Source organism: Streptomyces sp. NPDC107538, from assembly GCF_055657445.1.
On record NZ_JBVKAY010000002.1, the window covers coordinates 672,550 to 692,452 of the forward strand.

Annotated in this window: 11 protein-coding genes; 2 read left to right on the forward strand and 9 right to left on the reverse strand. The window is 73.0% G+C overall.

Annotation, left to right across the window (positions count from 1 at the left end; all coding sequences use genetic code 11):
- Positions 1-58 precede the first annotated feature (58 nt).
- On the forward strand, positions 59-340 hold the full coding sequence (locus ACZ7MG_RS08825; RefSeq protein ID WP_471385650.1) for a chorismate mutase: 282 nt from the start codon (positions 59-61) through the stop codon (positions 338-340).
- Positions 341-775: 435 nt separating this feature from the next.
- Here the strand turns inward: ACZ7MG_RS08825 and ACZ7MG_RS08830 are convergent, their stop codons facing one another.
- The 5 genes from ACZ7MG_RS08830 to ACZ7MG_RS08850 all read right to left on the reverse strand — a co-directional run bounded on the left by ACZ7MG_RS08830 (position 776) and on the right by ACZ7MG_RS08850 (position 8,483).
- The gene (locus tag ACZ7MG_RS08830; RefSeq protein WP_471385468.1) at positions 776-1,510 is read right to left on the reverse strand and encodes a hypothetical protein; all 735 of its coding nucleotides are present in this window, start codon (positions 1,508-1,510) and stop codon (positions 776-778) included.
- A gap of 273 nt (positions 1,511-1,783) precedes the next feature.
- Positions 1,784-3,571, reverse strand: a complete 1,788-nt coding sequence (locus tag ACZ7MG_RS08835; protein WP_471385466.1) for a GMC oxidoreductase — start codon at positions 3,569-3,571, stop codon at positions 1,784-1,786.
- 43 nt (positions 3,572-3,614) lie between these two features.
- Positions 3,615-5,252 carry a succinic semialdehyde dehydrogenase gene (locus tag ACZ7MG_RS08840; protein ID WP_471385465.1) on the reverse strand — a complete coding sequence of 546 codons (1,638 nt, stop codon included), beginning with the start codon at positions 5,250-5,252 and terminating at the stop codon, positions 3,615-3,617.
- A gap of 583 nt (positions 5,253-5,835) precedes the next feature.
- Positions 5,836-7,059, reverse strand: a complete 1,224-nt coding sequence (locus tag ACZ7MG_RS08845) for a serine/threonine-protein kinase (protein WP_471385463.1) — start codon at positions 7,057-7,059, stop codon at positions 5,836-5,838.
- Positions 7,060-7,091: 32 nt separating this feature from the next.
- A complete protein-coding gene (locus ACZ7MG_RS08850) occupies positions 7,092-8,483 on the reverse strand; it encodes a diacylglycerol/lipid kinase family protein (protein ID WP_471385461.1) in 1,392 nt (463 codons plus the stop codon).
- A 252-nt stretch (positions 8,484-8,735) separates the two neighbouring features.
- Between ACZ7MG_RS08850 and ACZ7MG_RS08855 the strand changes: the two genes are divergently transcribed.
- Positions 8,736-9,668 (forward strand): alpha/beta hydrolase family protein, encoded by a 933-nt coding sequence (locus ACZ7MG_RS08855; RefSeq protein ID WP_471385459.1) that lies wholly within the window; start codon positions 8,736-8,738, stop codon positions 9,666-9,668.
- Positions 9,669-9,687: 19 nt separating this feature from the next.
- On the opposite strand, the gene ACZ7MG_RS08860 is transcribed toward ACZ7MG_RS08855, so the two are convergent.
- The 4 genes from ACZ7MG_RS08860 to ACZ7MG_RS08875 form a co-directional block, all read right to left on the reverse strand.
- A complete protein-coding gene (locus ACZ7MG_RS08860) occupies positions 9,688-11,433 on the reverse strand; it encodes a serine/threonine-protein kinase (protein ID WP_471385457.1) in 1,746 nt (581 codons plus the stop codon).
- 92 nt (positions 11,434-11,525) lie between these two features.
- Positions 11,526-13,361 carry a serine/threonine-protein kinase gene (locus tag ACZ7MG_RS08865; RefSeq protein WP_471385455.1) on the reverse strand — a complete coding sequence of 612 codons (1,836 nt, stop codon included), beginning with the start codon at positions 13,359-13,361 and terminating at the stop codon, positions 11,526-11,528.
- Between the two features lie 1,282 nt (positions 13,362-14,643).
- Positions 14,644-16,506, reverse strand: coding sequence for a serine/threonine-protein kinase (locus ACZ7MG_RS08870; RefSeq protein WP_471385648.1), 1,863 nt, complete (start codon positions 16,504-16,506; stop codon positions 14,644-14,646).
- A gap of 230 nt (positions 16,507-16,736) precedes the next feature.
- Positions 16,737-19,676 (reverse strand): protein kinase domain-containing protein, encoded by a 2,940-nt coding sequence (locus tag ACZ7MG_RS08875; RefSeq protein WP_471385453.1) that lies wholly within the window; start codon positions 19,674-19,676, stop codon positions 16,737-16,739.
- Positions 19,677-19,903: the final 227 nt, after the last annotated feature.

Genomic DNA, 19,903 nt, shown 5'->3' on the forward strand with positions numbered 1-19,903 from the left:
CGGGGAGCCGATTTCGACTCTGATGTGCGACTTCCGACGAGGAGAACCCCTGATGACCATGACCGCGACCGACGTGACCGGCGCCCGTACCGCCGAGGCCGCCGACGTGATCAGCGGTGCGCGTGAGCGCATCGACGCGCTGGACGACCGGATCATCGGCCTGATCCAGGAACGCGTGGCGGTCTCCGCCGTGATCCAGGACGCCCGGATCGAGTCCGGCGGCCGGCGCGTGAACCTGTCCCGCGAGATGGAGATCCTGGCCCACTACCGGGACGCCCTCGGCAAGCCCGGCACCGCGCTCGCGATGACCCTGCTGGAGCTGTGCCGGGGTCGCATCTGACCGGCGCACGTACGTACGCCTGCCGTCTCACCCGTACGGCGCGTGACCGTCGTCCGACACGCTTCGTTGGTGTCGGTGTCCGTGCCAGCCAGGCCCGGGCCCGAAAGAACCACGCGTGGCTCCGCTGGAGCGATGAGGCGTCCGGATCGTGCCGTGCGCCGTGGGACCTCGCTCCAGGGTTGTGACCGGACGGCAGGGGACAGCAGCCCGGTCACCCAAGAGAACGGTCGGCTCCGGGGACGCCCGGGGCCGGCCGGCGGAACCGTTCCAGGGCGGGCAGACCGGTTGCGGAGGCCGTTCTCCCCCTCACGATGCGGAACGAACCGCCGACTCGACCGGGCGAAGAGAACACGGCCGGGCGCAGAGAAACGGCAGGGCCCCGCGGTCGGCTGCGTTCCAGCCGCCCCCCGGGGCCCTTCGTCGCACCGCGTCCGGTCAGCCGGCGACCTTCTCCACCTTCGCGACCTGCGTCTCCAGGACGTCGGCCGGCACCTCGGCCTTGTCCGCGTCGAGCATGTTCATCGACGAGAACGTGATGAGCGTCGAGCCGCTGCGCACCACCGTGAAGGACATCGGGATCTTCGAGCCCTCGATGTCGCCCTTCAGCTTGTACGCGACGGCCTCGTCGCCCTGCTTCGGAGCGGTGAGGGTCTCGATGTCGGTGTACTTGTTGCCGACCTGCTCGTACCCGTCGCAGCTCTCCGTCGCCTCGCGCAGGTCGGCCATGACCTTCTCGGCGTCGCTCTGCTCGTGCGCGGCGAGGGCGACGGCCAGCACGGTGGCGGACAGCTCGTCCACCGCGGTGACCCTGCGTCCCGTGCGGTCCTTCGCCTGCGGGTCGGAGGTGAAGAAGAACATGTTCGCGAGGGACTGGCAGGCGGCCGGCTCCGCGGGAACCGGCACGGCGGGCATGTCGTCCGCCGGCATCTCGGAGATCGTGTAGCCCTTCACGTCCCCCTTCGCGAGGGCCGCCTCCTTCAGCTGGGCCTCGGTCAGCGCGGGCTTCCCGGCCGCGTCCTTCCCGTCCCCGGCGGCCGAGGCGCTGCCGGCGGCGGACGGCTTCGCGTCCGCGGCCTTGTCCTCGTCGCCGCCCCCACCACACGCCGCGGTGAATCCCAGCGCGACCGCGACCGATACGGCCACCGCCGCCCGCGACATCGTCGACTTCATGTCCCCCACCTTCATGACTTTCGTTTTCCGGATCACAGGGGCCCCACAGGCCCCATCGAACATGAATGTGACGGCGCAGCGTGCCCATGGGTTGTGCGATTCCAGCCACCTTTTCCTGTGTCTCAGGTCACACGAGAAAACTGTTATCGCAAGGGCAACCCTTTGCCCCACTCGCCGGTCACACCTGGCACACGAGAGAAGGACCCGCGCTCGGAGGGGGGTGCGGGTCCTTCTCCGCTGTCATTCTCCGTGCCGCTTCCGCCGGCCGGCGGGCTACTTCTTCGGCGGCACCGTCGGCACCGGTACCAGCGGCAGCCGCAGCGCGCCGAACGCCTCCGCCGGGACCGCCGGGTGCAGGGGCTCCACCGGGGCGAGGCGTGCGTAGGCGGCGCCGGAGGCCGGGCGGTGGTCGGGCTCGCCGTTGTTGGGCCAGTACGACATCGCGCGCTCGGCCTGGGCGGTGATGGTCAGGGACGGGTTCACGCCGAGGTTCGCGGAGACGGCCGAGCCGTCGACGACGGAGATACCGGGGTGGCCGTACAGCCGGTGGTACGGGTCGATGACGCCGTCGGCGGCCGTGGCACCGATGGGGCAGCCGCCGAGGAAGTGCGCGGTGAGCGGGGTGCCCATCAGCTCGCCCACGTTGCTGCCGGCGAAACCGTTGATCTCCGCGGCGATGGTGGAGGCGGCCCGTGAAGCGGCCTCGATCTGCTTGGGGTTGGGCGCGCCATGGCCCTGACGTGCCGTCAACAGACCTTTGCCCAGGCCCTTCGACTTCAGGTGCGTCGACAGGGAGTTGTCCAGGGACTGCATCACCAGGCCGATGATGGTCCGCTCCGACCAGCGGCGGTTGGACAGCGAACGGGCCACCAGCAGAGGGTGCCTGGCCGCGGACGCCAGCCAGCCGAGGACGCGGGTGGCGCCCGACGCGGTGCCGCCCGCGTACGGGACCTGGAGGATCGACAGCCCGCCCATCGCGTTGGAGCCCTTACCGTAACGGACCGGCTCGATATGGGTGTTCTCGTCGGGGTGGATGGAGGAGGTGATCGCCACGCCCCGGGTGAAGTCGACCTCGGGTACACCGTGCGCCTTGCGGTAGCGGCGGTTGTCGGTCTGGGCGCCGACCAGGGCCTCGGAGTTGGTACGGGTCAGCATGCCCAACCGGTCCGAGATGTGCGGGAGTTGGCCGTTCTCCTTCATCCGGTGCAGCAGGGTCTGGGTGCCGTAGGTGCCGGCCGCGAGGACGACTCGGCGGGCCCTGAGCACCCGGCCCTCACCCTTCCTCCGGTTGTCGGTCGGGAGGGTCGTGACGGCGTACCCGCCCTGGGAGTCCTCGGTGAGGGCGACGACGGTGGTCATGGGGTGGACGATCGCGCCCGCCTGCTCGGCGAGGTGGAGGTAGTTCTCGTTGAGGGTGTTCTTGGCGCCGTGGCGGCAGCCGGTCATGCATTCGCCGCACTCGGTGCAGGCGTTGCGGGCGGGGCCCGCGCCGCCGAAGTAGGGGTCCGCGACCCGGTCCCCGGGGGCGGCCTTGGCCTTGCCATCGGCGTCCTCGCCGTCACCGAAGAAGACGCCGACCGGGGCGAGGTGGAAGCTGTCGCCGACGCCCATCCGCTCGGCGGCGGCCTTCAGGTGTACGTCGGAGGGCGTCATCGTCGGGTTGAGCCGGACGCCGAGCATACGGCGGGCCTGGTCGTAGTACGGCTTCAGCTCCTCCTGCCAGTCGGTGATGTCCTTCCACTGCGGGTCCTCGAAGAACGGTTTCGGCGGGACGTAGAGGGTGTTGGCGTAGTTGAGGGAGCCGCCGCCCACGCCGGCTCCGGCCAGCACCATGACGTTGCCCAGCAGGTGGATGCGCTGGATGCCGTAGAGCCCGAGTGCGGGCGCCCACAGGTAGTTCTTCAGGTCCCAGGAGTTCTTCGGGAGCGAGTCGCGCGTGAAACGGCGGCCCGCTTCGAGCACGCCGACCTTGTAGCCCTTCTCGGTCAGACGCAGGGCGGTGACCGAGCCGCCGAAACCGGATCCGACGACGATGACGTCGTAGTCGTGGTCGTACGACACGTGCTCTCCTCGTTGAGAACGGTGGGCGGGCGGGACCGAAGGCCTAACGGAGCCGGAGTGCCTTCATGGCCCTCAGGCTGCGGCTCATGAACTGGGCGTACTTCTCGTCGTCCATGCCGAGGGACGGGGCCATGGGCAGCAGGCGCTGCTGGGCGACCGTCTGGGCCTCGGTGTACTTGAGGATGCCCTCGGAGCCGTGGCGGCGGCCGAGGCCGGAGTCCTTCATGCCGCCCATGGGGGACTGGACGGAGCCGTAGGCGGAGGCGTAGCCCTCGTTGACGTTGACCGTGCCGGCGCGGACGCGGGAGGCGACCTCGCGGCCGCGGCGGCCGTCCTTGGTCCAGACGGAGGCGTTGAGGCCGTACGCCGTGGAGTTGGCCTCCTCGATGGCCGCGTCCTCGTCCTTGAAGCGGTAGACGGAGACGACCGGGCCGAAGGTCTCCTCCGTGCAGACGGACATGGGTTCCGTGACGCCGTCGAGGATGGTCGGCTCGTAGAAGTAGGGGCCGATGTCGGGGCGGGCCACACCGCCCGCGACGACCGTGGCGCCCTTCTCCACGGCCTCCTCGACGTGGCGGGTGACGGTCTGAAGCTGGCGTTCGCCGACGAGGGAGCCCATCTCGGCGCCGTACGCGAGGGACGTGCCGAGGCGCATGGCCTTCGTGCGGGCGGCGAAGCGGTCCAGGAAGGCGTCGGCGACGGACTCGTGGACGTACAGCCGCTCGATGGAGATGCAGAGTTGACCGGCGGAGCTGAAGCAGGCGCGGACGGCGCCCGCCGCCGCCTTGTCTATGTCGGCGTCCTCAAGGACCAGCATCGCGTTCTTGCCGCCGAGTTCGAGGGAGACGCCGACGAGACGGGCGGCGGCGCCCTGGGCGACCTCGCGGCCGGTGCGGGTGGAGCCGGTGAAGGAGACGTAGTCGGCGTGCTTGACGACCTCGGGGCCGATGACCGGGCCCTCGCCGAGGACGACCTGGAAGACGTCGGCGGGCAGACCGGCCTCGATGAGCAGGTCACGGGCCCACAGGGCGGTCAGGCAGGTCTCGGTGTCCGGCTTCATGACCACCGCGTTGCCCGCCACGAAGGCCGGGATCGCGTCGCCCACGGAGAGTTCGAGGGGGTAGTTCCAGGGGGCGATCTGGCCGATCACGCCGCGCGGGTGGCGCAGTTCGGTGACCTTGGTGAGGGTCGGTACGGCGCCGGTGTGCCGCTTCGGCTTGAGGTAGAAGGGGGCCTTGCGGCCGTAGTGGCGGGCGGCGACCGCGACGGCCTGGACCTCCTCGTGGGCGTGCAGACGGGCCTTGCCGGTCTCCAGCTGGATGAGGTCGAGGACCTCGGCCTGGCGCTCCAGGACCAGGTCGTGGAAGCGGAGCAGGACCGCGGCGCGCTCACGCACCGGCACCTTCGCCCACACGGCCTGGGCGGCACGGGCCCGCTCGTAGGCCTTCTCCACGTCCTCGGGCGTGGACTCCGGCAGGTCGGCCAGCTTCTCACCGGTGAACGGCGTGTGGTTGGCGGTACGGCCGGTGCCGACGACACCCTTGGTGAGCTGGGCGACCAGCTCCGGGGTGACCACGTCGGCGGCGGTACGGGCGCCCTGCGGGGCCGCCGCGAGGGGGTTGGTGCCGGTCGTTCCCGTGGTGGTCGTGCCGGTCTTTTCGGGGGCCTGCGAGTCCGTCATGACGCGCAGGGTATTCCGGACCGGACGACTTTGGGTACCCGGCGGTAACAGGGTTTCACCGGGCGCACCCACCACGCCAGTGATCGCTGGCAACGAAGTCGCTGATCAGCGGGGCGGGGCGCGCGGTGCGGCCGCGAATGCGGCGTGGATCACCTCCCCAGAATCCCGCCGCCGCCTCCGGCCGGCCGCGCTTCGCATCGGGCTTCGGCTGGCCGCCGGGTGCGCGCCGGGCTTTGGCCGGCGTGCTGCCGCCGGGCTTCGGCCGGCTTCCCGCCAATCGGCTTTGAGCTGGCCCGGTGCGCGTCGGGCTTCGGCTGGCCCGGGGCCCCATCGGTCTTCCGTCGGCTTCAGCTTGCCTACTGCCCTTCGGGCTTTGGCCGGCTTCCCGCCAATCGGCTTCGGTCGGCCTTCCGCCGGTCGCGCTTCGGGCGGCCTGCTGCCCGCCGGGCTTCGGCTTCCCGCCCGTCGGCCTTGAGCCGGCCCAGTGCGCGTCGGGCTCAGGTCGGCTTTCTGCTCATCCGTCTTCGGCTCGCCGTCGATCGCCGATCTTTCAGGAAGTGGCACCGGGCGACTCGCCCCCGCGTCAGCTGTGTTCGGGTGCTCTTCTCTGTCTCGCGGGTGACGGTATGCGGCCGGTCGTGGGCGGGGCCTGCGGTGGCGTCGGCTTCGGTGCGGGGCGGCCCCCGGCTATCGGCCGGAGCGCCGCCGTCACCTCGTCGGCGTCGGGTCGGGACGCCGGGTTCTTGGTGAGGAGGCGGAGGAGCAGGGGGGCGAGGGGGCCGGCGTGTTCGGGGGGCGGTGGGTCGGCGGAGAGGATCGCGGCGCGGGTGGACTCCGGGGTCGTACGGCGGAACGGGGACGCGCCTTCGACGGCGGCGTAGAGGAGGACGCCGAGGGACCACAGGTCGGAGGGCGGGCCGGCGGTACGGCCGGACATGCGCTCGGGGGCGACGAATTCGAGCGAGCCGATGGCATCGCTGGAGTCGACGGTGCCGATGGAGTCGGCGGAGTCGGCAGAGTCGATGGAGTCGACGCTCGCGGTGTGGGGTTCCTCGGCCTCGCTCGGCGCGTGCGCGGTGCCGAAGTCGGTGAGGACGACGCGTCCGTGCGGGCCGAGGAGGACGTTGGCCGGTTTGACGTCGCGGTGGACGATGCCGACGCTGTGCGCGGCGTGCAGCGCGCCGACGACGGCGAGCCCGATCCGCGCGGACTCGGCGGGGGTGAGCGGGCCGCGCCGGAGCGCCTCGTGGAGGGACTCGCCGCGGACCCACTCCATGACGATCCAGGGGTGGCCGTCCTCGATCACGACGTCGTGGATGGTGACGGCGGACGGGTGGTCGACTCGGGCGGCGGCCCGCGCCTCCCGGTAGAGACGGTGGGCGGTCCGTCGCCGCGCCTCGCTCTCGGGGTCGTCCGGCCCGTCCGGCGGCGGCCCGGAACCGACCGGGATCCCCGGGTACCCCGAACCACCCGGTAACCGGGGCTGTTTGACGGCCACCTCACGCTCGACGAGCTGATCGACGGCCTTCCAGACCGTGCCCGTACCGCCGGACCCGATGCGCTCGGTGAGCCGGTAGCGCCCGTCCACCAACCGCCCGCCGTCCACCAACCGCCCGCCGCCCTCCAAGCCCCGGCCACCGCCCTCCACGCCCCGGCCCGCACCCTCCACGCCCCGGCCCGCACCCTCCGCGCCCCGACCGCCGCCGCCGCTCATGACACCCCGACGGCCACCCCTCTCCGTACCCTGCCCCGCACCCCAACCGTCGTACTGGTGTGCGTCGTGCGGATGTTCGCCGTCGTCGCTCATGCCCCATCACTACCACCCGGTGCGGCGGACGGCTAACGCCACCTGTCCCACAACTGCTGGGCCCAGCCGTACCGTTCGCGGTGCTTGGGCAGGGCCGTGCGGCCGACCGCGGCGGCGAGCTTGCGGAGCCGGCGCCAGTCGAGGGGCGGCTTGGGCTCGGGGACGCCGGGCCGGTCGCGGGGCACGCGGACGCGCAGGGCCTTCGGCGAGACCCGGCAGTGGACAGGCGTCGGCAGGACGAGCGCCTCGCCGTCGACGCCGACCTCGATCTCCGGCTGGTCGGCCTCGACCACGATCTCGTCGGCGACGAGAAGGCTGAGGCCGGGGGCGTTCGGGCCGAGGACCATGCCCGCGGCCTCGGCGGCGCTGTCGACCCGGACGCCGACGACACCCAGCACCCCGGCGTCCAACCGCTCGCGGCGGCCGAGGCCGACCAGGTCGTCGCTGCGGTAGACGTTGTTGCTGACGAGCACGGCCTGGGGCGCGTCGATGACGGCGTCCCCGATCCGGGCGGTCAGCCGCGGCCCCCGCTGGTGCGTGAGCAGTTCGGGCAGCAGCTCCAGCGTCGTACGGACCTTGTCGTCACGGTAGGCGGGGCTCTGCACGACGGCCGCGTACGCGCCGAACGAGGCGTTGTTGACGAAGGGGTGGCCGCTGGCGTAACCGAGGTCGACGTGGAGTTCGACGCCCTTGTCGGTGAGGGCGTCGAGGCAGGCGGCGGGGTTCTCGCGGTCGAGCCCGAGGTCCATGGCGAAGTGGTTGCGGGTGCCCGCGGAGATGACGAGCAGCGGGACGTCGTACGCCGCCGCGATGGCCGCGACCTGGGCCTGGGTGCCGTCGCCACCGGCCACGCCGAGCAGGTCGGCGCCGTTCCTGACGGCGTCGCGGGCGAGTACGGCGACGTCCTCGTGGTGCGCGGGGTCGAGCAGATGGACGGTGGCGCCGAGGCGTTCGGCGCGCTCCTTCAGCCGGAAGCGTTCGACCTTCCCGCCCCCGGACTTGGGGTTCATGATGAGGAAGGGGCGCGTGGGGGCGGGGGTGCGGTGCTCCGGTACCTGCACCACATGGGACTTGGTGCTGCTGAGGGCGAACTTGCCGGACCAGACGGCGACGGCCCACAGCGCGGCGGAGACGATCACGACCCAGAGCAGGTTGACGGCGGCGAACCACCAGACGACACCGACCGGCGCGGCCACGGCCAGCGTGCCCGCCGCGATCCGGGCGGCGCCGCGGTGCACCAGCACCCACCACAGCGAGGCCACGGTGAGGCCGGCGCCCAGGACCACCCCGGCGACGAGCAGAAGACTCGCCCCGCGCGCGTAGCCGAGCGGCAGCAGGACGGCGAGGACGGCGCAGCCGAGTGCGGCCCTGGCCGCCCAGCGCTGTCTCGCGTGAGCCCGCACGTCCAGGTGTTCGATGCCCACGCTCGCTCGCCCTTCGCGCCGATCATGCACTTGACACGGCATGTTAGGGGCAAGGAGCCCGGCAAGGCGATGGCTCCCGGGCTCCGGCCACGTCGCCGCGCGGCGCTCTTCCCCCTTGCTCTCCCCCCTGCCCCCCTTGCCCCGCTTGGCACATGTGCGACCGCGCCGCCTATAGTCCGATGACTCACGTAAGCGGGTTGGCGGGTTGGCGGGTTGGCGGGTTGGCGGGTTGTACGGGCGATCGTCAGGTCGTTGGAAGGGCAGGTAGTGGTGCGTCGGCTCTGGGGTTGTCTCGTTCTCTGCGCCGCCGCCGTCGCGACCCTGCTCGTCTGGGACATGCGCGACAGCGCGGCGGCGGCCCGCAACGAGGCCACGTACTCCTACGGATCGCACACCCGGCAGACCCTCGACGCCTACTGGAACGCCGCCGGTGAGGAGCGCGAGGGGAAGCAGCCCGGCATCCTGATCCTGCACGGCGGCGAGTGGTCCAGGGACACCGGCTGGGCCGGCTGGTCGCGCACCTTCGCGGACGCCGGGTACGCCGTCTTCGACGTCGACTACCGGCTGAACGCCGACGCCCCCTGGCCGGCCCAGCGTACCGACGCCCTCTCCGCGCTCGACTGGATCCGCGACCACGCCGCCGACTTCGACCTCGACACCAACCGGCTGATCCTCCTGGGCTCCTCCACCGGTGGCCAGATTGCGACGAACATCGCCACCTACCGCTCCGGTGCCTACCGCTTCGACGGCGTGGTCGCGCTGTCCCCCGTGGTCTCCCCGTACCGCGCCTGGCAGGCCGGCAACGCGTCCACCGCGACCGACTGGCAGCGCGGGCTCCGCGACAACGCCGTGCTCCTGGCCCGCTGCTCCCCGACGGACGCGTACGCCACCGCCCCCGCCGCCTCCCCACAGCCCGGCTGCCGGGACACCTGGGACGACATGGCCGCCGGGAGCCGTGCCTCCGGCGCCGACGACGCGCCCATGTTCCTGCTGCACTCCAAGAACGACCCCGTCCCCGTCCGGCACTCGCGCGACCTCGAAGCGGCCGAGGAGACCGATCACAACATGCCCGCGAACGGGGTCACCGTGAAGACGGTGGCCGGTTCCTCGCACGGCGGAGCGCTGCTGGACGAACCGGGGGTGGCGGACCGGGTCCTGGCCTGGATCACGGAGAGGACGCACTGAGAGGGCAGACCGCGAGGCGCTACATCTGATCGATCTTCAGATTCGTGATGGCCGTACGGGCGATCTCACGGCCCTGCTCGGTGAAGTGTCCCTTGCCCGGATAGTCGATCCAGATCCGGTACATGTCACCGTTGCCCGCCTTGTAGTACAGGACCCGGGCCTCGCGCAGCCGCGGGGCCTGGCTGTCCGTGGTCGTGTACACGATGGTGTTCTCGGCGGCCTCGTGCTCCTGGAACGTCGTCTCCTGCGGCCGCCCCTTCGGCGCGGGGTCGCTCGCGACGTCCAGCGTGTACTCGCCGTCCTTGACCAACTCCCAGTCCGCGTACGCCCTGTCCAGCGCGACGCCCGGGATCTCGTTCTCCTTGTCGTCCATCTTGACGTCCCGGTCGATGTTGATCCGGATCAGCCCGCTCGGGTCGCTGTACTGCGCGAACGTCCCGTCGGTCTCGTCCGGCGCGAAGCGGTCCTTCACGAAGTCCCCGGGCACGCCGACGCTCGCGGCGACCTTAGAGCCGAGGTCCCGCTGCTTCCAGCCTTCCGGCAGGGGCCCCGCGAAGGGGTCGGCGATCACCACGTACGCCGTCACCGCCGCCGCCACGCCCAGCACGCCGAGCCCGGCGACCGCCGTCGCCACGACGGCCGCGCCGACCCCGGCGAGGGTCTTGGCACCGATCCTGATGCCCTTGCCCTCCGCCGCCGGGGGCGTGACGATCTGCTGGACCACCTGGGTGGGCGCAGGCACCGGCGGGTTGGCGGCCGTCTCCAGGAGTTCGCGGACCCGGGCGGCGGTGGGACGGCGCGCCGGGTCCTTCTGCAGCAGGCCGTTGATGGCCTCGGCGAGCGGGCCGGTGGCCGAGGCGGGCGCCGCGGGCGTGGCGTTGAGCACGGACTGCAGGGTCGCGGGCGTGTTGCTGCGCCGGAAGGGCGACACGCCCTCGGTGGCTGCGTAGAGGACGACACCGAGCGACCAGAGGTCGGAGGCGGGGCCGGGCCGCTGGCCCAGCACGCGCTCGGGGGCGATGTACTCGGGCGAGCCGACGAAGCCGCCGGTGTCCGTCAGGTTCGTCTCGCCCTCGATCTGGGCGATGCCGAAGTCGGCGAGGACGACCCGGTCGTGGCGGCCGAGGAGGACGTTGTCCGGCTTGACGTCCCGGTGCAGGATGCCCGCCGCGTGCGCGGCCTCCAGCGCGCCGAGCACGTCGAGGCCGATTCTCGCCGCGTCCCGCACCCCGAGGGTGCCCTCCTGGAGCGCGTCGCCCAGCGAGCGCCCCCGCACCAGCTCCATCACGATCCACGGCTGGCCGTCCACGACCGCCACGTCATGCACGTTCACGACCGACGGATGATCGAGCCGGGCCGCCGCACGGGCCTCGCGGCGCATCCGCTCGAAGGCGTTGGCACGTTCACGGTCGGGAAGATGCTCCGGTACGCGGGGCTCCTTGACGGCGACCTCACGATCCACCGTCTCGTCCTGCGCCCGCCACACCGTCCCCATCCCGCCATGGCCGAGCTTGGCGAGCAGCCGGTAACGCCCCGCGATCAGCCGCCCGGTGCCGGGGTCCGGCGCGGGCTCGGAGGGCTGCGCCGCCACCTGGTCCGTCACCTGAGCCGGTACCTGGCCCGTCGCCTGGGCCGGCTGCGCGTACGGGTTCCCCGGGTACGGCGCACTCGGCCGCGGTGGTTGCAGTCCGAAACTCGTCGGCTCGTCGGGTCCGTAGCCGGGCCCCGGCCCGGATCCGTAAGGGGCGCCCCCGTTGCTGCTCATACGCTCATCTGTATCGCGGCAAGCGCTTCGGCAGCCACCCCCGTCGCTTTCCGGTCACAGACCCGTGACGCGGAACACCACTTATCTCCGGTTTAGTGACGAACGAACGTGTCCACCGCCACGTCGAAGTACTCCTTCGCCTCGCTCACCCGCCCGACCGGCGCCGACACCCACACGTCGTACAGCCGCCCGTCCTGCTCCCAGCACAGGTCGTACGTGTGCCGGGGCCCCTCCGTCGCGCTGAAACCGTCCCAGGTGAACTCCCAGAGCGCGGCGGGCCGTCCGTCGTGCGCGGTCTCCCTGACCCGGCCGTCGCGGTAGCCGGGGTTCGTGGAGGGCCCCTTCTCATGGGCGCGCCGCATCACCCCGACGGGACCGCCCGCCGCCGGGTCGTCGAACTTGACGCCGATACGGATCGCCTGCCCCGGCGACATGTAGAACACCCGCTCTCCCTGCGGCTCCCGGGTGAAGTCGTCCGGCACGGCGAGGCTGAAGCCCTGGTCGTCCTCGGCGAGCCGGTACCCCGAGGGCACGGTCGGCGCGGTGGCCGCCCGCGAACGCGTGACGGTGGGCGTGGCGTCGGAGTGCCCGGACCCGCCCGAGACACCCGACGTACCCGACGTACTTGATGTACTCGGCGAGGCCGACCCATCGGTCTCACCGGTCTCACCGGTCTCACCGGACTGGCCCGGCTGTCCCGGCTGGCCCGACTCGCCGGGCCGGCCCGACTGGCCCGGCGTCTCCGGTGCCGAACTGCCCGGCGTGCCGCCCTCGCCGCCCCCTTCCTGCATCAGCAGCGCCGCCGCCGACACGCCGGCCCCGGCCATCGCCGCCACCAGCGCGGCGGCGACCAGCACGCTCCGGGTGGAGTGCTGCCGCTGCGGCGCGGGCTGTTCCGGCGGGGTGGCCGCGGGTCCGGGAGCGGGCTGCCCGGGCGGGGACTGCCCGGCCGAGGCGACATCCTCGGCGGCGGCCCCGGAGGCGGCGGCAGCGGCAGCGGCCGTACGCTGCGCGTCCCGCCCGGGGCGCGGCACGTCGCGCCGGGTCGGCGTGTACCCGGTCGACGCCCTGGGGCTTTTCGTGATCCGCGGTGTCCGGCCGGTCTCCCGAAAGGCCCGCAGCAGCCGCTCCGCCTCCACCGCGTCGAGCCGCCGGTCCGGGTCGCGCTCCAGCAGCCCCCGTACGACGGGGAGCAGCGGCGCGGCCTGCGGGGGCGGCCGGATCTCGTCGACGACGACGGCGTGCAGGATGCCGCCCAACGAGTCCCGCCGGAACGGCGATTCGCCGCTGAGCACGGCGCAGAGCAGCGCGCCCAGCGACCACAGGTCGGACTCCGGCCCGGTGCGGACGCCGGACATCCGCTCCGGGGCGGTGTACTCCGGCGAGCCGACGAAGGACCCGCTCTCGGTCAGTGTGGTCGCGCCGGCGACCTGGGCGATACCGAAGTCGGTGAGGACCACCCGGTCGGTGCCGGCCTCCATCAGGACGTTCGCCGGTTTGAGGTCGCGGTGCAACACGCCGGCGTCGTGGGCCCGCCGCAGCGCGCCCAGCAGATCGATCCCGATCCGCGCGGCCTCCCGCGCGTCGACGGGCCCGTGCTCCGCGATCCGCTCCGCGAGCGAGCCGCCGTCGATCAACTCCATGACAATGTACGGGCGTTCGTCCTGCTCGACGACGTCGTGCACGACGATGATGTGCGGGTGGCCGAGCCGGGCGACCGCCCGTGCTTCCCGCAAGGTGCGCTCACGGCGCTGCCGGGAGCGTTCCTCCGGGAGCGAGTCGTCGAGGGCCAGTTCCTTGACCGCCACCTGCCGACCGAGGAGTTGGTCGGTGGCCCGCCACACGATGCCCATACCGCCGCGGCCGATCCTGGCCTCCAGCCGGTAACGCCCGGCTATGACACGGACGTTCTCCCCCTCGGTCCCCATGAGCCCCATCATGCCGCACCGGACCAAAACCCTCCGCTCCCCCGCAACCCCCTGGCCGACAACCGACGCCCCGCGGGGACCGCGCGCGAGCTGGTGTGTGGGTGGCCGGGGTCGGCGCCTGAGACAGGGACGTCGGGGTCGGTGTGCCTGGGACAGGCGTACCCGGAAGCAGGCGTGTGGGGGCGATGTATCTGGGGGCACGTGCTCCGGGGCCGGTGCACCGGGGACAGGCGTGTCCGGGGCCCCCAGGGGCAGGTATGTCTGGAGCCGGGCAAGCCCGGAGGCCAGTGTGCCCGAGGCAGGTGCGTCTGGGCTGATCCCGGAGCCGGGGTGCCCGGGAGCAGGTGCACCCCCGCCGGGGCGCGCGGAGGCGAAAGCCCGGCGGCAAGCGTGCCCGAGACAGGCGTGTCTGATCTGGCCCCGGGGCCAGGGCGCAGGAAGCAGATACGCCCCCGCCGGCGCGCGCGGAGGCGATGGCCGGACGGCAACTGTGCCCGAGCAGGAGGTCTGGGCGACCCCGGATCCGGCGTCCCCACGAGCAGGTACGCCCCCAACCGCTGCGCCCGAAGCCGCCGGCGCCCAGCAGCAAGTGTGGCCGGGACAGGCCTGCCCCTGGCCGAAGTGCCCTAGCCGATGTGCCCCTGGACGATGCCCCCACCGCCGGTGCACCCCAACCGGTGCGCCCGGAGCCGCCGGCGCCCGGCAGCAAGTGTGCCCGAGCAGGAGGTCTGGGCGACCCCGGATCCGGCGTCCCCACGAGCAGGTACACCCCCAACCGCTGCGCCCGAAGCCGCCGACGCCCAGCAGCAAGTGTGTCCGGGACAGGTCTGCCCCTGGCCGATGTGCCCTGGCCGATGTGCCCTAGCCGATGTGCCCCTAGCCGATGTGCCCCTGAACGATGCAGCCCTAGCCAATGCCCCCACCGCCGGTGCACCCCGAGCCGATGCGCGAGCCCGGCGTGTGCGGCCCGGCGCGTGTGGCCCGGCGTGTGCGGCCCGGCGTGTGTGGCCCGGCGCACGGTCCACCTGACCAGCCGGGTGTCAGGCCGCAAGCCCCCTCCCCCGCAGCCCACGCCGGAGGCGCCCCCGCAACCGGCCCTCACCGGCGCCTCACCCGCAGCAGACCAAGGCTCCACCAGTGCCCCATCCACAGCAGACCAAGGCTCCACCCCCAGCCCACCGACCCGCCACCGACGCTCACCGGCGGCCCACCGACCCGCCGCCGGCGCTGCCCGGCGGCCCCCGGTCACGGCGCCCTCCTCCCCGCCCGGCGCGTCCTCACCTCACGCCTGCGGTGCCCGCCAGCTGCGGAGGACCGCGTAGAACCGTTCCTCCGCCGTCTTCCAGTCCGCCGCGGGCGAGGACATGTAGATCGTGTACTCGACACCGTCCCGGGAGAGATACATCTGCTCGATCGCCCGACGCGGCCCGGGGAACTCCGAGTCCTTCTCCCGCGCGGTCCAGGTGAAGTCCCACAACGCACCCGGCCGGTCGCGGTAGATGTTCTCCTTCAGGCTCACCCGCTCGTACTCCGCCCGCGTCCTCACCTGCTCCTCCAGGTCGAGCTGGTGGTGGTACGGACTGTCGAAGTCCGGCGAGTCGTCCACGGCGACCCGGAGGAAATGCTCACCGCCGTCCGGCGTGTAGTCGATCTGCGACCCGTCCACCTTCCGCTCCCACCCCTTGGGCAGAGCAAGGCTGAAACCCTCCGGGTCCTCGACCCGCTCCCACCCCTCCGGCACCCCGTCGGCCGACTGATCCCCGTCCTCCGATCCGTTCGCGCCGGAGCCGCCCCCCGCGCTCCACCCGTCCGCGTAGTGCAGCGCGACGGCACCACCCCCACCGACCAACGCGGCCAGCAGAAGAACCACCGCGGCCTTACGCCCCCACCCGCGCCGCTTGGCGCCCCGCGCCCCGGCATCGCCCGTACCGCCCATTCCGGCACCGGCGGCAGAACCGACAGAGCCGAGCTGATGCCCACCCCCCGGCACCGGCGCGACCGGCGTACCGGTACCGCCCTCGAAGACGCCGGCCGCCTGCCCCCCGCCCGAAGCCGCCCCCACGGTGGACCGCCCGGACCCCCACGCACCGTCGCCCCCCGACGTACCGCGCGCACCCACAACACCCTGCGCGCCCTCTACGCCGTGCGCGCCCCCCGCACCCCGCACATCACGCGAACCCCACGCCCCCGACCCACCCGCGGCCCCTGAGACTCCTTGAGAACCCCCACCCGAACCGCCGGAACCCCCAACACCACCGGCACCACCCACGCCACCAACACCACCAGCACCCCCCGACTCCGTAGCCACAAACGCCCGTGCCCCCCGCGGCCGTCGCCCCTCCGCCGCCTCCGCGAGCATCTGCTCGGCCTCGTCGGGGCCGGGCCGGACAGCCGGGTCCTTGCACAGCAGCGCGGTGATGACGGGTCCCAACGGCCCCGCGGCCACGGGCTCCGCGGCCTCCTCGCTCACCACGGCCTGCATGGTGGTGAGCGGAGTGGTGCGCCGGAACGGCGACGTCCCCTCGACCGCCGTGTACAACGTGGCCCCCAGCGACCACAGATCGGACGCGGGCCCGGGCTCCTGCCCGCGCACCCGCTCGGGGGCTATGTAGTCGACGGAGCCGACGATCTCGCCGGTCCGGGTGATCGTCGTATCGCCCTCGACCTGCGCGATGCCGAAGTCGGTCAGCATGACCCGCCCGTCCTCGGCGATCAGCACGTTCCCCGGCTTCACATCGCGGTGCAGGACACCGGCCCCGTGGGCGGCACGCAGCGCGCGCAGCACCCACATCCCGATCCGCGCCGCCTCCCGCGCCTCGACGCGCCCCTGATCCCGGACCGCGTCGGCGAGCGAGACGCCCTCGACCAACTCCATGACGATCCACGGCCGGTTGTCGTGCTCCAGCACATCGTGCACGGTGACGACGGCCGAGTGGTTGATCCGCGCGGCCGCCCGCGCCTCCGCCCTGGTCCGCCGCAACAGGATGGCCTGCTCGTTCTCCGAGACGTAGAGAGCGGCCGTCAACTCCTTGATGGCGACGGCCCGGTGCAGCACCTCATCGTGCGCACGCCAGACCCGGCCCATACCGCCGCTGCCGATGGTGTCGACGAGCCGGTAGCGCTCCGCGAGGAGCCGGCCCTGCATCTGATTCACGTTGCCCCGCAATATTCTTGACAGGGTCACATTAGGGAGCGGCCCGCGCCCCGGGGAACCGGCCCGCCCGCACAGAGACAGCACTGTGACGGTTCTCGCTTCCGCGACCGGAGTACAACCTTCCGCCGCCGCCCCGAACAGCCGCCGCCCGTTCGCACGGCCGAGACCCGGCAGACCCCCGGCTGACGCCCAGCAGACGCACCCAGCCCCCAGCCCTAGCCCTAGCCGGTCACCTTGTACGTGGCCGCCGCCTGCTCGTACAGCCGCGTGACCTCGTCCCGCTCCGCCTCCGGCCCGCGCAACTGCACCACGTGGTACCGCCCGTCGAGGAGTATCGCGAGATTCCGTACGAAGACGCCGCGCCCCTCGGAGTCCTGCCAGGTGAACTGCCCCTCGGCCGAGGTGACTCCGCCCACCTCGATCAACCGCATCCCGGTGGACGTGGCCCAGGAAGAGTCCCGGAACGGCTGCAACTCGCGCTCGTCCTCCCGCTGGTACTTCAGCGGATCACTGCCGAACGTCTGCGCGCTGTCCCGCCCGGGGACGAGGATCAGCTCGAAGTCGCCCTGGGAGTACACGATCTGGCCGCGTCCGTTCTCGCCGCCGCGGTCCCAGCCGGCGGCGACGGCGACCTGGAAGCCCTCGGGGTCCTTGCGCAGGGTGAACCCCTGGGCGACCTCGGGGTCCCCGGTCTGTGTCTGCGTCGAGCCGGACGACTCCGACGGCGACGGGCTCGCCCCGCTCGTCCCCTCCTCGCCGCCGTCGGGCGAGTTCGCGTTCTGGTCGGGCCGGGACTCGCTGCTCGCCTCCGGCGCCGCGCTCGGCTGCCCGGCACTCTCCGTACGGCTGCCGGTGTCACCGCCCTCGCTGCTCGGCGTGGCCTTCGGCAGGAACACCATGGCGTACGTGATCGCCGCCACCAGCGCGAGCAGGATCAGCAGCAGGAGGTTGCGGCCGAGCTTGCGGGGCTGCGGGGGCTTCTCGCGGGTGCGCTTGTGGCGGGCGTGCGCGCTGGTCGCGGGCAGCCCGGCCCGGCGCCTGCGGACCAGTTCGCCCCGCCGCCGTACGATCGGCAGCCGACTCGCGTCCACGGGCGGCGCGGGCACGACATGCGTACCGGCCTCGGGTTCGGGCGCCGACCGCACCAGGGAGCGCAGCCAGCCCCGCAGTTCCTCGAAGTCCAGCCGCTCGGTGGGGTCCTGACGCAGCAGCGACTCCACGACCGGCCGCAGCGGCCCGCACTCCTCGGCGAACGCGGGCGGCTCGGCGCACACCATCTGCACCAGCTCGGCGGTGTTCTCCTCCGGGTAGGGGGCATGCCCCTGGACGGCCCGGAAGAGCAGCGCCCCGAGCGCCCACAGGTCCGTCGCCGGACCGATCGGTGCCGCCAACTGCCAGTTCTCGTGCACCGGCCCGGCCTGCTCCGGCGCCCAACGCTCGGTGACCGGCCCGACGACAGCCATCCGCGCCTGCCGCGCCCGCTCAGCGGCAAGCGCGGTCGCGGGCCCCCGCCGAGGAACGTCCGTGACCCCCGCACCACTCCAGGGGGCGGCGTCCGCCACACCCCCCGGGACCGCCGCACCACCGGGCTCCGGGCCACCAGTACCCGGCGCGGCGTCGGCGTAGGCACCAGCACCAGCACCAGCACCAGCACCGCCGACGCCCTTCACATGGTCCCGGTATGCACCGCTCCCCTGGGCCCGGCCGCCGTAGCCGTGTCCCGCATCGCCGTATCCAGCGCCGGTCCGCACACCGCGCGCGGATGCCACATGCGGCCCGGCCCCGCCCACGTCCAAGGGGGCGCCGTCATCTTCCCCGCCGTCATCCCGGCCGTCGATCCGCGAGGAGGCACCACCGTACGACGCCCCGCCGGGCGCCCCGCTCCCATAGGCACCGCCGCCGTTCGCACCGCTGTCGCCGGAACCGGCACCACCGGCCCCAGCCGTCCCGCCCCGCGGCAGCGCGCCGTGCCAGGCGCTCGTGGCGCCGCCGTTCGCGAGGACGCCGTAGGGGTCGGCGATCTGGTGCAGCGGCACCGGACGGGCCGCCCCGCCGGAGGTCGCCGCCGTACCCGTGCCGTCCTGCGGCGCCGGCCGCTGCGCGGGCAACGCCGTCCCCGGCTCGCCCCGTTGATCGTCCTGCACCCGGGCCGCGGCCCGCGCACCCGCGCGGTACGCCGCGATCGCACCCGCCCGCGCCGCGCGGGCGTCCCCGCCGGACTCCAGCGCGCGCTGCCCTCCGGAGGGGTCCGTGCCCGGAGCCGCCGCGCTCCCCGCCCGCGCCTCTATGGCGGCCCGCCGGGCCGCCTCGGGATCCTCGACCGCCCCACCGGACACACCGGGCCCGACGGCCCCCACACCACGGGCTCCGCCGAACGTACCGCCGCTCCCCCCGGGCAGTGCGCCACGCGCACCGGGAACGGCGACCCCACCGGGCGGCACCGGTTCCCCCCGCACGCCGTGGCCGGCCTGACGCCCGCCGGACCCCAGGGCAGGCGCTCCCGCGCCCCCGGCGGGCCCCGCGGGCGGCCAGTCCTCGAACTCCCGCGCGGGCACCGGGTCGTAGCCGCACAACGCCTCTTCCGCCGCCCCGGCCGCCAGCCCGGTCAGCATCACCCGGCCGTCGTCGCAGACCAGCACCGTACGGGCGGTGATGTTGCGGTGGACCCAGCCATGGGCGTGCAGCGCCCGCAGCGCGGTGAGCACGTCGGAGGCGACCTCGGCCGCGCGGTACGGGGTCAGCGGCTGCTCCGCGAGCAGCGCCTCCAGCGTCCGTGCGGACACCAGTTCGCTCACTATCCACAACGAGCCGCCCTCGGCGAACACGTCGAAGACCTGGTCGAGCCGTGGATGGTCGGGGATCTGCGCGGCGGCCTGCGCGGCCTCGATGGCCCGCCGTACGGCCGGGTCCGTGGACCGGCGCGTGGCCCGCGCCGCGCCCCGGCGGCCCCCGGCGTCCCGGGCCACGTACCCCTCGGGCAGTCCGTCGGCGTCGAGCATCTCCGCCTCGACGACCTCGGGCAACGGCACCTGCCGTACGAGGACTTCCTGCCCGCTGTAGGTGTCGAAGGCCCGCAGCTCGGAGGCGATCTCGTACTCGTCGGAGGGCGGCAGCGGCAGGCGATAGCGGTCGGCGAGCACTCGCCCCGCGTATTCGTCCACAATGCCCTCCCCCGGCCGCCCGATCGGTCAATTCCGCTCGCCCCGCGACCCGTTCCGTGCTGGATGCGTACGGTCCGCAGCCCTTCACGATACGTGCCGGAGGCAACTCACATTGACTCGATGCGATATCTCGTTCGTCTCGAATGCGCTCGAACGCATCCGATCTTCCCCGGAGGGCCCGTCCCTGAACTCACCCGGCGGGCACAACTCCCGAAGCCGAGCTCACA

Coding starts and splice junctions, on each gene's coding strand:
- ACZ7MG_RS08825 (WP_471385650.1), top strand. CDS start 59: ATGACCGCGACCGACGTGACCGGCGCCCGTACCGCCGAGGCCGCCGAC.
- ACZ7MG_RS08830 (WP_471385468.1), bottom strand. CDS start 1,510: ATGAAGTCGACGATGTCGCGGGCGGCGGTGGCCGTATCGGTCGCGGTC.
- ACZ7MG_RS08840 (WP_471385465.1), bottom strand. CDS start 5,252: ATGACGGACTCGCAGGCCCCCGAAAAGACCGGCACGACCACCACGGGA.
- ACZ7MG_RS08845 (WP_471385463.1), bottom strand. CDS start 7,059: ATGAGCGACGACGGCGAACATCCGCACGACGCACACCAGTACGACGGT.
- ACZ7MG_RS08860 (WP_471385457.1), bottom strand. CDS start 11,433: ATGAGCAGCAACGGGGGCGCCCCTTACGGATCCGGGCCGGGGCCCGGC.
- ACZ7MG_RS08865 (WP_471385455.1), bottom strand. CDS start 13,361: ATGGGGACCGAGGGGGAGAACGTCCGTGTCATAGCCGGGCGTTACCGG.
- ACZ7MG_RS08870 (WP_471385648.1), bottom strand. CDS start 16,506: ATGCAGGGCCGGCTCCTCGCGGAGCGCTACCGGCTCGTCGACACCATC.